At 33.6% G+C, this 14,498-nt stretch carries 11 protein-coding genes; all 11 read right to left on the bottom strand.

The window, feature by feature from the left end; genetic code table 11:
* Entirely contained in the window at window positions 1–1,425 is a 1,425-nt protein-coding gene (locus OIU83_RS22110; RefSeq protein ID WP_264208445.1) for a contractile injection system tape measure protein, read from the bottom strand.
* Between the two features lie 137 nt (window positions 1,426–1,562).
* Window positions 1,563–4,355: a hypothetical protein gene (locus OIU83_RS22105; RefSeq protein ID WP_264208444.1), complete on the bottom strand. Its 2,793-nt coding sequence runs from the start codon at window positions 4,353–4,355 to the stop codon at window positions 1,563–1,565.
* Window positions 4,356–4,367: 12 nt separating this feature from the next.
* Window positions 4,368–7,112, bottom strand: a complete 2,745-nt coding sequence (locus OIU83_RS22100) for a hypothetical protein (RefSeq protein WP_264208443.1) — start codon at window positions 7,110–7,112, stop codon at window positions 4,368–4,370.
* Window positions 7,100–10,282, bottom strand: a complete 3,183-nt coding sequence (locus tag OIU83_RS22095; protein ID WP_264208442.1) for a baseplate J/gp47 family protein — start codon at window positions 10,280–10,282, stop codon at window positions 7,100–7,102. Before OIU83_RS22095 ends, OIU83_RS22100 begins: the two co-directional genes overlap by 13 nt.
* Before the next feature lie 11 nt (window positions 10,283–10,293).
* Window positions 10,294–10,704: a GPW/gp25 family protein gene (locus tag OIU83_RS22090; protein WP_264208441.1), complete on the bottom strand. Its 411-nt coding sequence runs from the start codon at window positions 10,702–10,704 to the stop codon at window positions 10,294–10,296.
* A gap of 2 nt (window positions 10,705–10,706) precedes the next feature.
* Window positions 10,707–10,997, bottom strand: coding sequence for a PAAR domain-containing protein (locus tag OIU83_RS22085; RefSeq protein WP_264208440.1), 291 nt, complete (start codon window positions 10,995–10,997; stop codon window positions 10,707–10,709).
* A 4-nt stretch (window positions 10,998–11,001) separates the two neighbouring features.
* The gene (gene vgrG, locus OIU83_RS22080; RefSeq protein WP_264208439.1) at window positions 11,002–12,747 is read right to left on the bottom strand and encodes a type VI secretion system tip protein VgrG; all 1,746 of its coding nucleotides are present in this window, start codon (window positions 12,745–12,747) and stop codon (window positions 11,002–11,004) included.
* The gene (locus OIU83_RS22075; protein WP_264208438.1) at window positions 12,747–13,430 is read right to left on the bottom strand and encodes a CIS tube protein; all 684 of its coding nucleotides are present in this window, start codon (window positions 13,428–13,430) and stop codon (window positions 12,747–12,749) included. Before OIU83_RS22075 ends, vgrG begins: the two co-directional genes overlap by 1 nt.
* A gap of 3 nt (window positions 13,431–13,433) precedes the next feature.
* Entirely contained in the window at window positions 13,434–13,592 is a 159-nt protein-coding gene (locus OIU83_RS22070) for a DUF5908 family protein (RefSeq protein WP_264208437.1), read from the bottom strand.
* A 2-nt stretch (window positions 13,593–13,594) separates the two neighbouring features.
* Entirely contained in the window at window positions 13,595–14,041 is a 447-nt protein-coding gene (locus tag OIU83_RS22065) for a phage tail protein (protein WP_264208436.1), read from the bottom strand.
* 2 nt (window positions 14,042–14,043) lie between these two features.
* Complete coding sequence (locus OIU83_RS22060; protein WP_264208435.1) at window positions 14,044–14,472, bottom strand: phage tail protein; 429 nt, start codon at window positions 14,470–14,472, stop codon at window positions 14,044–14,046.
* Window positions 14,473–14,498: the final 26 nt, after the last annotated feature.

The following is a 14,498-nucleotide window of genomic DNA, read 5'->3' as shown; positions in this document are numbered from 1 at the left end:
TTACCATTGGGTATAGATTAATTTTTCTATCCATGGAATTTTAACGATGGTAATATTCCACGGAATTTTTTCTAATAATAAATCTTGTGTTTTTCTTTCGATAGTTAGTTTTGGATTGGATTCACTCCAATCCAATTTGCCTTCTCTTTGAAGAAATTCACTCCTTAAAACTCCTGTTGAAGTATTCTTTAAAGCTGACCAATGGAGCAGGGCAGAAGCTAACATTTCTTCTACTTGTTGTTTGTGTAGTTCCTCAATTTTGACTTCTCTTTGTATGGATTGATGCAATGGTATTCCGCATAAAAACTTCTCAAAAAGCATGGTGTGTTCATAATCATTTTCTCTTTTTGTAGCAGCATAATGTAAAATATGTGCTGCTAGTTCTTTGTTTAAAAGAGTATTGCTATCACCCATTAAACCACAGCTTTTAAGTAGTTCTTTAAAAAATGGATGCAAAATGATTAACCCTGCATTTTGTACATAACACGATTCCGAATTGATTTTTTCTGCTTCAATTTTAGGATTTTCGATTGTAGATTCGGGTTTTACAGCTGATTTTACTTTTTCTGAATTCAGATAATTGTCGTTCATTTTCGTTAATTCATCAGCACTTGCATTAAGAGGGAAAAATGCTTTCAGGTTTTGGATAAAAAGCTCAAAAGACATTTTTACAGATGAGAATTCAGCTCGTTTTTGATGATAAAAGAAGACAAGATCCATCGGTTTTTTTTCATTCGAAACATCAAAAATCAATTGCCAGAAAAGGGATTTAAATTCATACGATTTTTTGTTCAGTAATTGTAATAAAGGGGTTTTAGACAGCATTTTTTGTTGTGCTTCTGAATCTAAGAGGACAGAAGTAAAAAGTACAATTTCCTTATTTGCAAATTGATCTATAATTCGTTTCTGAACTTTTTTCTGTTGAATTAAATTGCGAAACTGAATTTTGAAAACATCGTTTTTAAGATTTTCAAAATTAATTTTTTTGAAAAAGTCTATTTCATCTTCCTTGGAAACCCACCAGGGCATACTTCCATTTTCTATAAAATAGAGCAGCGTTTTCAACTCTTTATCTTCGGGTGATATAGTTTCAATTTTTGATTCTTTTTCCTCTTTATTCGTAGTTGTCTTTTGCAACTCATTTAAAGCTTTTTGAATCTCTTTTTCGATTTGATTTTTTATATCGTTTTTAGAAAAGATACTATCATTTTCCCAGGTATTGGACTGAATAGAAATTTCTAATTTTTCTATTTGAACTATCTTATTTCCGATACTCTCAATAAGGTCAAATTGTTTTTCTAAAACAGGAACGACTTCATCTTGTAGGAACACAGCAAGGCTATTTTTGAAAGAATTAGCCATCAGCATTGAATGGGTATCTATTTCAAAAAGAACTCTTTGGATACTATGTAAATTTCTAGCCATTTTGTTTGGTAGTAAAATTTTTATTCTTAAATTTGTAGTAGACCGAATGGTTATACTGGGAAAAAAGAGTTACCGTACTGCGGTTGCATCTCCCCATTAAAGCTTGAGACGTACCTTGGTATTAGTCTCAAGCTTTTTTATTTGAGGTCATTCGGTTTTCTGATATTTTTCTCGGTAACGGGTGTGATTATTTTTTTTGTTTTGTCTTCACGTGCCGCTTCACGATTTCTTCCTATCAAAATAAAGTAACCATTGGCAGGTTTGTAAAAATAAAATTCTGCTTTTTTAGCATATCTGGTAAATAAGTCTTGAAAATCCGAAAGTTTTATATTTCTTGGAGTATCAATATGAATCATGTATTTACTCACTTTGTCTTCATTATGAATCTTTTTTCTTAAATTCATAAATAATACTAAGGCATCGTCTGTATTGGTACTATTGTCTAAATAATAAGATTGCATTATAGGATTAACCCAGTTTCCGCTTGTCCAGTCTCCACCAATATAGATATGTGTAAGTTTATTATCTATTTCATTGATTTGATTAGCAATTTCTATTAGTTCTTGAGCTACTGTTATTGTTTGTTCATATTGAGTATACACTGGGATTCTATAAAAATCATTAAATACTTTTGGAAATCTTGGGAATTTTTCTGTAACAGGATGGAATCGTAATTTACGTTTTAAATATTCCCATTTACTCCAATCTTGATTAAAGCGACCAAAATCATCATCGTCTTTGTTAATAGGATCGTAATAAGAATGAATTTTTCTATATATATCCGCTTTATGGGAATTAATAATAGAGCAAGTTATTTTATTTGAAGTGTAAATTTTGTCATTTTTGGTTACTCCAGTTTCGGTAAATTTATAGGTAGGAGTATCCCTTGAGAGTGTAATATCTTGGACTTCAAATTCAAATACATCTTTTTCAAGTCTCATAATTCTTAGTTTTTTTTCTTCTTCAATAAAATCAAATAAAAGACCAGTTGGGAATTGAGTATTGAGTGTTTCCATTACCACATGTAAACGACGGGCAAGAATTTGATCTAATGGAATGTTTACTAGAACTCTGTCATTAATTAAATTAACGCCATTTATAGAATATTTTTTTATGCTTAGCCTATAATGTGTTGGCATATCAATTCTCTTACTTTTGGTGCCTCTTGTACTTCTGGATAAATTATTAATATATCGCAATGAACTAATCCAAGGATATAAGCAGCCCATGATTGTACAACATCCCAATCCGCTGTCTGGTTTTATTTTTCCTTCAATGGCAAAATCGGTTATGAATGTATTTCCTGACTTTAACAGCAATAAAGTTCCCCCTTTTTTAACACCAGCTTTGTGCTCGAAGGAATAATTAGTGTTGAATAAGATTTTTAAATCGGCTGCATTTTCGATAATATCCAGAATATAAAAGTCAAAATCCAATCCGTATTCTATTCTCTTGGAATTTAAAAACGTTTTTGCATCGTCGACACTACCGTTTAGATACCCTTCTATTCGATAAAAATCGTAATCATCTGTACAATAAAGGAGTGGAGATTTAATGTAATCGTTGTTCACCAGATTTGTGGTATGATAGCCAAAATTGGTTAGATGTATATAAAGACTACTTTTTTCAAAATCCCAGGCATGCAATAAATTGTCGTCGACATTATAGTAATAGGGAACCGATTTAGCACCTAATTTTCCCATTGCTTTAGAGGGCGTAATTTTAATAGTATTGGCAGTTACCTCATAATTATCCAAAATACTTTTGAGCCTTCTTACTAAAGAGTCAAAATTGCTGAATGTTTTATTTTGATCTAAAGCGGACGCTTTGTAAAATTGATGTCTGTAGTTTTTAAAACGATTGGGATCTTCTACAAGTCCTAATAATAAATGTTTTGGAAATGAATTTATTGGTGGATTACACTCAGATTTAAGTTGGATGAAAAGATCTTTCAATTCTTTGTAAGTCGCCACGATATCTTTTAATAAATCGTATCGATAATGAATATCTGTTGGGACATTGTTTGGGTCAATTGTAAATAATGTATTAATGCGGTTGATGATATCTAAAAGCTGTGTAGAATAACCAAAAGAGGAGAGTAGCGTAGTTAAATTGGCAATTAAATCTGTTTGAAATGTTGTGTCGTTGACAACAGTATTAAAAAGTTGTTTGATTTGATTGGTAGTTGAAGTGCTATTGAATGTAGGAATTACTTTTTTTACACCCAATTCGTCAAGTAAACTGTATTTTTGATAAACATCGTATTTATTGTAAATAGGATCCCTTTCTACAGAGCCGTTTTTGCTAATAATAATGTTAGCATTTGCTTGGCTAACTACCAATACTCTTATATTAAAAACTTCTTCACCCCCTTTGTTAGAACAATCGACGTCATCACACAAGGAAGCGTCTTTAGTATAGTTTTCAAGATATAATATAACAACCTGATCTTTTAAATTAGCGAAATTAGTCAATAGTGATTCGCCACTATCCAAAGGAGTTCCGCTTGGTTTTTCAGGCAGTAATTCCCACATAGGTAAGATCACATTACTAGCGTCTTTAAAAGGAGGGTAATTGGCTTTATCATTATTAAATAATCGGTAGGATTTATAATCAATTTTAGGAAAATCAATCGTGAACAGTTTTTGTTTAATTGCAATTGCCAATGGCTTATTGGTTTCTTTTTTTAATTTCATCAAATCCCCGTCAGTAGTAATTCCATTTCCCTGCATTATCGTTACAGTAGTGTAGCCGGAATCGACTGAAACCTGAAAACCACAAAATATTCCTGTACCGGTAAGAAATATTCTGTTCATTCGATTTTGGTCATCAAAATAATCAATAGTTTCATTGAGTTGATAGTGTGTTAACACTTGATCTTCTACATAACTATGATAATTCCCTGTAATGGTGGTAAGTTTTGTTGCCATGACCTTGTATTTTTATAATGTTCCTAAATTTGTTTTTCCTAATATTATTTTTCCCGAAATATCTTCTTCTTCATCTACACAATTGTACAATGTACCTGTAGGATAAACAGAATTTAATTTGGACAATGATTCGATGAATTTTGGTAAGGCATTTTGTTTGTTATGCGTTTTATCCATCAGAAATTTTTTGAAATCTCTTTCAAAATCGAGCAAGTCATTATCTTTTGGGATGATTTGATCTTTTCGATATCCAATCCAGCAGATTTTACCTAAAATGTGAGATGGAATTTCTTGCCGAATTACGTTTTCGGCAAAATTTCTAAAGTCAATATCCATAAAACGATATGTATATCCAGGTAAAACCACACTAATTTTAAACGAATACGGATTGGGGATACAACAATCACCCGAGCAATCGTCTACGCATATCGGCATGTAATAACTTGCATCAATTACTTTGTTTGGGTCGGGAACTAGCAGGATATGCTCTACCAGAAAAATACCTTCGTCGCTGAATTCTTTTTTAAAGAAAATTAGTAAATCCAGCATTGCCGCTTTTACTTCTTCTAATGTTGGATAGAGTTTGTATTGGCGCGCAATGATTCTGTCTGGATTACTAAGGTCATTAACATGTTCGGGGTTGATGATGTGAAACGAATATTTATGAGTATTCGATTCTATTACTTCAAACGTGTTGATAACAGTATCTTTAAAAGCAATCCCATTATCTCTGTTTTTAAAAAGATCTTTAAACGACTGTTCAATTTCTTTTTTACTGGTTTCGTAAATTTTCAGGATTGAAAAGTACATTTCTTTAATCGCATTCGATTGGTTGTCATAATCTTCGGTTGCAGTTAGTATTATTTTATTGACACTATTTCTTATTCTCCATCTAAAATGATTGGGAAGCATGCCTGGACTGGGATCATAAAGTTGAACAAACAAACCGGATATGTCTTTCCTTTTGATTCCTCTTTTGCCTGTATTCGGATTTTCATCTCCTCTGATTCCTAATAAACCTGCAATTCGGTTTTCCAATCCTGTCACATTAAATGTATTCCACAAATTAGGTATAGGTTGATTAAAATAATTAAACCCACTGCCTCGTTTGCTGCTTATGGTATCGTAATTGATTAAAAAATCGGATTTGTTTTGTAGTACGATTTCATCAGAAGAGGTACTATACAATGATTTCATTAAAAAGGCATATTCTGCAAATCGTTCTGCAAATCGTGCAATAAGATGGTCTTTTATTTGGTTTTGTCTTTTAACGGCATCGTCGAGATTGTCAAATAGTAATTCGTCTAGTTTTTCTTCATTGGAAGATAAATATGCCTCATTTACAATTTCATCAAAACCTGTCATATCCGAAATAGCCTGAGTGAAATAGGTATTTGACAAATTATCGTTGATGGAAAGCAATTCTTTAATCTTGCTTAATTGTTTGAAATAACTAGCCAAAATTTGATCAAAAAAAAGCAAATATCCTTTTAATTGTTTGGCTTTGGCCTTTCGTTCAATGCCAGCAGATTCTGATAAGCCAATTTCGCCAATACCATAATTTTCAGGAAAATTATTTGTAATACTGGTATAAAAATCAGAAGCTGTAATTTTACCTTGAGGTATTTTTAGTTCCCTGTTTTTAGCCGCATCTTGTTGTGAATAAGAAAGGTCTTCTTTTAATTCATTTAAATATTTTTTTGCTTTTACTTTATTAACTGTAACCGGCAAAACTCCTTTGCTAAAATTCAGTACACTTTTATTACAAAGGATTGGTTTTTTGTTAGGCTGGATGCAAATGTTCCAAACGCTTCCTTCCGTTTCTATGGCTTCACAATTGTTTAAAGAGATGTCCTTGATTACGATTACGCCTTCTATATTCATGATAATTTGCATAATGTCAGAAAGACGGACCTCAGTTCTCAACGAAGAATTTTCTAATTCGGTAGTATCAATAAATCCTTTATCCAAAAAAGGCCCTTCAAAAATCTGATCACTTGAATAGCCTTTTTCAAACATTTCGGCTAGCGAATAATATTTAATGGTTGGCGATAAGTATTTTTCAAGTTCCAAAGTGATTAATGCATGAACATATTCTTCGTTGGCTTCGGGCTCGATTTCAATTAATGCACAAACGGCAATAGGCTGAATTTCTACTTCCCGCACTTCCAAAAGATCTTCACAAAGGTTTCTGTTCTCGTGAAATTTTTTGATTATTTTAGTTTTAAGCAGGTCTTTCTGAGCTGGATTAATTTCATCAAAATCAACTAATATGTTATAATATCCTTTAATTTCAGATTCTTTGATAAAGCTATCTAAGGTTGTAATGAAATCTTTTTTGTTAAGCGAAATTTTTGCTTCTTTACAGTTGACATATAATTTTTTGGTTGTTTGCTGAAGCCAGCAATTTTTGATTCCAGGGTCGATATCAATTAAAATTTTTCGGTAATCCAGAGCTGTTACAGCTTGCATTGGTAATATTTTAGAAGCTGTAAAAAACTGTTGATCAATAGGATTGGATTTATTACTTAATAAATTTTCAATAGGCAAATTGATTCTCATACCCAAATCGGTAATCGCATAAGAAAGTACTTCCATGATCGTAATCCCAGGATCATGGGTATTATAATCGGTCCAAAACTGGCTTCCTAATGATTCGATGTACTCGATTCCTTTTTTTCGAAGGAAGTCAAAACTCATGTCATCATTAGAACTGACGTTTTTTGGGATGCTGATATGTTGATTTAAAGTTGACATTCTTCTTTTGGTTCTATGGTTTTAACAGTACATTGTTTGATATCGGTGCTGATTAAATGGCTTTTTGCCGAAACTAAAATCGATTTCGGATTGGATGGAACCACAACTTTATCTGATAAGGCTCCATTTTTCAATAGTTTTACATCTTGCAGAAAATCAACATAGCCCAATTTTTCGATATAATTAATCAGCAAACTTGAGTGAATCGTGACTCCAAATGTGACTGGGATATTCTTATCGAGTGCCCAAGGCGATAAAAACTTGATAATATCTGTATTGAGTTCTTGCGAGTAGAAATTTTCATCATAACCTAACTTGAATTTTACTTTTAAATCAACTTTAACTTCTTCATAATTTGGATTAATGACATAAGTGGTTACGTGCATCGAATTCAATTGATCAATATGGCTTTTTACTTTGTTAAGCGTCGCTGTACTTACTCGTGGTTGGTAAATGTCGAACACGTTTTTGTTTACCGTGTCCGGAATTACAACCAGAGTCACATTTCCAGGTGATTGATAAGATGTATTGCAGGTATGATTCAGGCATTTAACTTTGTATAATTCCGGAAACTTCTGCAACACGATATGTTCGTAATCCCACATTGTGATTGCTCTGTTTTTATGTCTGAGGCGTTCACTAATTCTTCTGTAGTACTCTTCGTTGGACTCTTCTGGTTTATGATCAAAACTGTTGTAAGGCTGCGTAACCGATTTTACATTGCTCATCCTTTGAAGCAATTTGGAAATGGTTCCAGCTTCTAATCCATTTTTTAGATACGATAAATCATTGGAGTTATTTTGAAAAGTTGCCAAAACTGCTTGCGAATGAATCCCGATTATTTTACAAACTACATCGTATTTTTTATGCATTTTGGCTTTAAGCCAAATATATTTTTTAGGGAGACGAGAGTTGTTTTGAGTGGCTTCTTTAGGTAAATTGAATTTCAGGATTCCTGATTGTAATAAGTTGTCGGTTTCATTCAGTAAAATATCCGAATAGTTAAGAATGCGCCATTCGTTATTGCCCAAAACCGACCATTCTATTTTCTGTTTTCCGATAAAAGAAGGTGTTTGAGGATTTTCACTTCCTTCCGATACCTGAAAAAGCAATGTGATTTGTTGCAATTCCAGTACATTTTCTAATCCTATAAATAATTCTCCTCCTTTACAATAGGTAGGAATCAAATACGAATTTTTATTGTCTACATAGTCCAATATCGATTTTAAATAACTGTGTTCTTCAGTGTATCCAAAAGGATGAATGTGGAATAATTTGGCCTGGTTATTATCATAAATAGTTTTTAATGTATCCAATCCAGTTGCTATGAATTTGGTAGTTTCAGAAGCGGTATAATTAAGGACGAGACTTTCAGCCAGCGGTGTATAAGGTTCATTTGGGATTACTACATTTTCGTCTTTGGTAGAAAACGCAAGTACATAAATTTTGGAATATAAATTATGCAGAAAAGATTTGTTCAATGTTAATTTTAACTGACCATTTTTCTTAGTATTATAATCGGTATTACTAATGTCAAAGGTTGTTTTAAACGCGGGAGTGCCATTAAACAAGGTTCTGACAGGACTGTTATCCTTCCAGATATTATTGGTTATAATGGACAATATATATTCAAAATAAGTATTTAATCCTACGATTGCGTCGTCAGGTTTAAACGTGCTATTATCAGAACTATTTAACACACTATTCTTAAAAGTCTGTGTAGTAATTGTATTTAGAGCTGAATTTTTGTAAGCTTTATAGTGCTCTACAAAACTAGTTGGAGTGTTTTTCCAGGTGATATCAACATTGATATTATTCCAGTTTTTAGCAAAAGCTTCACTGTATTTGATGTAAAAATTAGAACCTTTTACGGGCTGGGTAGAAAAAGGATAAAATGGTTTTGAAGAATTAATACTGCCATTATCATTCTCCAAAACTGTATTTTGAACATTTTGAACATCTATATTTATAGTGATACTTTCTAATATGTTTTGAGCTAATGATTTGTATAAATCATATGCATTGTCTTTTGTAGTATCCAAATAGAATTTTGCAACAGGTAAATCGGTGGTAAATTCTTCGCCATATACTTTGGGATCATAAGCTGTGATTGCGTCTACATTTTCATCAAGGAGAAACGCAATTTTCATAATTTTTCCGTTAGCGGAAGTTGTATAGGGACCACCTGACTTTATCGGTAATGATTCTGGAATTTTGGCGGCTTGAAACCATTTTTTGGCAGTGGTTAACTGAAGGCTTAAACAATCTGTTATAGCAACCGAAGTAATAGGAGTGATATTATTTTGAAAAGAAAAGCTTATTTGAACACTACGTTTTCCTTCCGCCAAAGATAGAATAGGAGAGGCAACGGCAAAACCCAGGGTTGCATTTGGTAATTCAGGCAATAGGCCTTTGTCGTTGATATAACCAAAAGGCCACCATTGCGTATTGTTTTTATCTGGAAATGCTTTTCCTAAACCGTCATAAGAATTAGCCATTGGACTGGCGATTATTTTTTTTGTAGCTTCGTCATTATATACATTTTTCAATAAAGAAACGATCGTTTTATTGGCTATCAATTCGTTGTTTGAATAATAGGCTCTGGTTTTTCCAGAAGTATCTTTACCACCGTCAAAACCAGTTTTGGCTTCAATTTTTTCCTGAATAGCATTTTTTGCTAATTCAAAAATAAGATATACTTTATCTGGAGTAGGAGGTAACTTGTCTATATTTAAGACCTGATTATAATAAAAATCAAGATGACGTTTTGTGAGGTCGTTGAATCTTTTCTTGCTGTTTTCTAACAACATTAAAAAAGTAAGGAACAGAGTTAAATGCGGTGTAATAGCATACTCTTTTTTGTTTTCTGCAATTAGATCAACAAGCTCTTTTTTAACCCGATCCAGTTTCAATTGATTTTCTATGGATGGGTTTTTACCATTTAATTCAAAAAAATCAAAAAATGCCTTCCAATCGCTTGAAGATTTTTCAGAATTAGAAGTTTCGAAATAGTTTACATATTCAGAAAAATTATAGGCAAATAAAATCCAGTCACTTAGCTCAAAATCATTAAGGCGAATGTTTTCAGGTTGTAATGCGTTGAGATAGCGTTGCTTTTGGTCGCTGCCATTAGAAGTCAAAACACTCAATATAGTTGTACAATTACTCATCTTTTAACAATTTATAAATCGGTTCCTTCTTGTTTGTAAAATGGATAAACCATATTTATTCTCGAATTGGTAGCCCGTACTATAAAATCAATTAGTACTAATAGTTCTCCACTCAAATCGTCACCTTGTGTAATGTCAATTTTTTCTACATCAATTCTTGGTTCGTGATACAGGATGGCTGTTTTAATGAGCTCAGAAACATAGGTTTTTAATGTTAAATCCAATGAGGTAAACAATAGTTCGTCTGTATTGCAGCCGAATTCGGGATGCATGATACGTTCACCAATTTTAGTCGAAAGTAAAATCTCCAAGCTGCTTTTAATGTCGTTTTCATCCGTTAGCATTGTTACAGCTTTGGTACTTGCTTTAAATTCAGGAGGAAAACTCCATCCGATACCTAAAAAATCTTGTTCTATTTCCATAATTAACCAATTAATACAGTTGCTAATCCGGCTACTATTGTGCCACCATGTGCGGTTGGATCACCCATTCGTGCTGCAGGTTTACCTCCAATTAAAACCGTTATCGAACCTGCAGCGATGATATCTGGTGGCCCCGTACAAGTAGCCATGTCGCCTACACATGCAGCAGGAATTCCGCCAATTAATACAGTCGGCGCACCAGCAGGCAAAATAGGACCTCCTACATGTGGAACCGATCCGGTAAACATTGGGCATACGTGCATATCTGTAATCCTGGCGGCTGGAGCTCCCATAATTTTAATTTATTTGTACTATACTTCCTTTTACAATAGTGAGTGCGCTTGATGATAGTTGTGCGCCTGCACTTCCCTCTGCTTTCAATTGAGCTTTAGCCTTTAATGAAACATTAGCCCCTTCAATTGTTACATCACCCGATGCAGTTAACGCTATGTTTCCGGCACTTTTCATTTTTATTCCATTGCTGTCAATGGTGATTATGTTCGAATTTTCATCTTCGATTATAATAACACCTTGGTCTTCATCAAGTGTTATTTTTTTTCCGGCAGGAGTTTCAATTCCAATAGATTTTTTTTTATCATCAAACAAAACTTTCATCTTGCTTCGGGTTACAATTCCTTTTTGATTATTATCGTCAGAAGCTACAATTGGAGCAGGTTTTCCGCTGCTGTGAAGCATTCCCAAAATGATAGCATTATTAGGATCTTCATTGACAAAACCAATAATTACTTCATCTTCTATTTCAGGTCTAAAAAAAATACCTCTGTTATCTCCTGCATCGGGAGAAGCTACACGACACCAAATACCTTGTTCTTTATTGTTGATAATAGGAATTTTAACCAAAATGCGATCTTCACTATTTGGATCTTTTTCTAGTTGAGTGACAATTCCAATATGAAGTCCTTTTATAGCAGGGTTGATTCCCGAACCTGTTGGTGTGTGAATGTCGAACGTTTCAGAAAACCACTGAGGATTTAATCCGAATTGTGCATCAATAGTCCAATTTCCTTCGGTTAGTTCATGAAAAACACCAGTGACATAAGCATTTCCGTTAAATCGATTACCAACGCCTTCGAGAGTGATTATAGTGTTGGGCTTCACAGTAGATATACCTTGAAATTTGACTCTCCCACGGACTTTGGATAATTGCTGAAACAGTAATTTGGCGTCGGCCCAATCTTGAAGTTCTACTTCGGTAATGGTACCGCCGTGGCGTAATTCTAGATTTTCAAGTTCGATAATTTCAGATAAATCAGAAGTAGAAAGGTTGCCGTTTAATTTCACGCTTGGATCGTTGGCTTCTATTTCGACTAACTCTTGATTGGTGTAATCCCAACTGTAGGAAGAGACTTTGGCAAATTGATTTCGAGCATCAATTTCGGCATCAAAATCAAGCAAAGTGGCTCCAAAAGTAACCGTTTCAACAGATGATGAGGTTAAGTTGGGTTTACGGATTGTAATTTTCCCATTCTCTACAAAACAAAGTTTCCCATTGGCTTGTGCTCTCGAAACTATGAAATCCCAATCGGAAGTATTGTATTGAATTAGTTCTTTGTGGCTAAAATTGGTAGCCTCGATGTCTTTTATTAATCCGTACGCTTTAATAATTTCTTCAAATGCTTCGCTGTCTTTTACATCATAAAAATACTTGCTTTTTCTCCCGATGGTAAGTTTTACAGCTTCGTCTTTACATTCGATAATGAGCAAAGAAAAACTGCTTTTTATTTTAATCGAATGCTTGATAATGATTCCTTTATAAATGGTTTCTTCATCACTGTGATAACCAGCTTTTATTTCAATTTTTTTACCTGGAATCAATAGATCTTCGTTACTCAGTTTAAAATCTCTTTGAGAAGCTTCCCCGTCTATCAGGACAATTTGGGCCATAGGAATCCTGTTGACTTCATTTTGTACCACAATGCTTTTTACTTGATAGGTTTTGGATAATTCTTCCCCTTCAATTAAAATTTTAAGCGTTACTAAATCGGTGCTTTTACTGGTTTGTATGACTCCGCTATTGTTCATTAGGATTGTTTTTGTAATGGTGGAAAAAATAGTTTTTTCCCTGTTTTTAATTTTCTGAAATCGATAATGTTATTAACTTTTGCAACTTCTAGATAATACTTGGAATCGCCGTAGATATTGTAGGACATCAAGGGCAATGTATCGCCTTCTTTTACGGTTCTGTAATGGGTTAAATCGGGCGATTTATTATTTTCTTTTGCCGCTCTTAAATTGTCTTCAACAAAACCTTGAAATTTTGCTTTTGCAATTGCTCTAATTGGAGTTCCGTCGGGTTTAAAGAGTTTAAATTCTATATCCATTTCTGTCAATGAACCTTTAAAAAGCAATGTTCCCCAAGAAATAATGAGGTAATTGGGTTTATGTTTGTCACCATTGTAATCCAAAATAACTTTTTTGAATTTCTCAATGTCTCCAATGATACCATCAATGGAACTTTCGTAACCAGTGATTACTCCGGATCGATCAAAAACAAAATCGAGTTCGAGATTTTCAGGTAACTGTTTGTTGAATTTTGGAGGAACACTACTTGTGCCGGAAGCTTGGGTTTTATCCGATTCAATTTTATAGTGAAACGTGTATTTTTCCGGATTCATCAGCGTAGAAAATTGACCATCAGCAATCAAGTGGTTAAATCCAGGGTCACTAAAAGCAACAATTTTTAGTTTTTTTAATTCTCCTACCATGATTTAGCGTTCTTTTTTACGTTGGATGATTTTCATTACTTGCTCTACACATTCGGCTATTGCATCATCATCCTTGCTTTCTGAAGAACTTGGAGAAGCTGCCGATTTAGATCCTTCGTTCACGTTTATTTTAATGTGAAGCTCTTTTATTTCTATGGGCATAACTAAGTTTTAATTAGGGTGAAATAATTGTAGGTAAGCTCAAAGCTTTCAACAACGAGCTTGCTTTCTTGGGCATTAAAATCTTCAACTGCCCACTTTACAGGATAGGCATGAACAACATTCCATGAAATCAAAGGTTTGTGTTCTTCATTGAGTAATTTAATTGTTAGGTTTACGGGTTTGAAAGAAAAGTTTTCAATGGCGTCCCTGCACCAACCGATAACGACAGAATCAATGAGGATTCCTCTTTTTAAAGTGAGATTTGGATATTTTGTCTTTACAGGAAGTTTATGTTTGAATCTATTTTCTCCACCTTCGGATATTTCTTCGGTTTCAAGATCAACAGACAAGCCAGAAACGGATTGAAACTGATGGTCTTTTTCTTTCGTACCAAGACCTTCAAATTCAACTAAAAAATGAAAACCAACAGGCGGATAATAGTTAGCCATGACTAATCATTTTGAATGGATAAACCTTCGTGAACCAATTCCATAGATTCGATAGCGATTTCATTTCCATCGGCTTTTAAATCAGATGATTGAATCTTAGCAGGCCAAGCATTTTTTACTTTCCAGGTAATCACGGGTTGGTGTTCTTCGTTAAGTAATTTTATCGTAATATCCCTTCTTTGTATGGTGTTTAGTTTTACTGTGTTCCACCACTTGTAATACTCATTATCGTTTGCAAACGTTCCTCTTTTTAGTGTGATGTTGGAGAATTTTTGCATGCCGGGCATTTTAATCTTGCTGTATTCGGGACTTGCTCCTTGGCGGTATTCTATAACTTCAGTTTCTACATCTAATCCAGAAACTTCTGTAAATCCTATTTTTGTTCCACCCCAGTTAACTGAGAAATGAAACTTTGGTAGCGGATAACTCATGATTTATATATTTTTAAATGTTGATA

This window comes from Flavobacterium shii (genome assembly GCF_025847235.1).
GTDB classification, from domain to species: domain Bacteria; phylum Bacteroidota; class Bacteroidia; order Flavobacteriales; family Flavobacteriaceae; genus Flavobacterium; species Flavobacterium shii.
The sequence above is the reverse complement of the archived record's forward strand: the minus strand, read 5'-3'. Positions and strand labels throughout refer to the sequence as shown.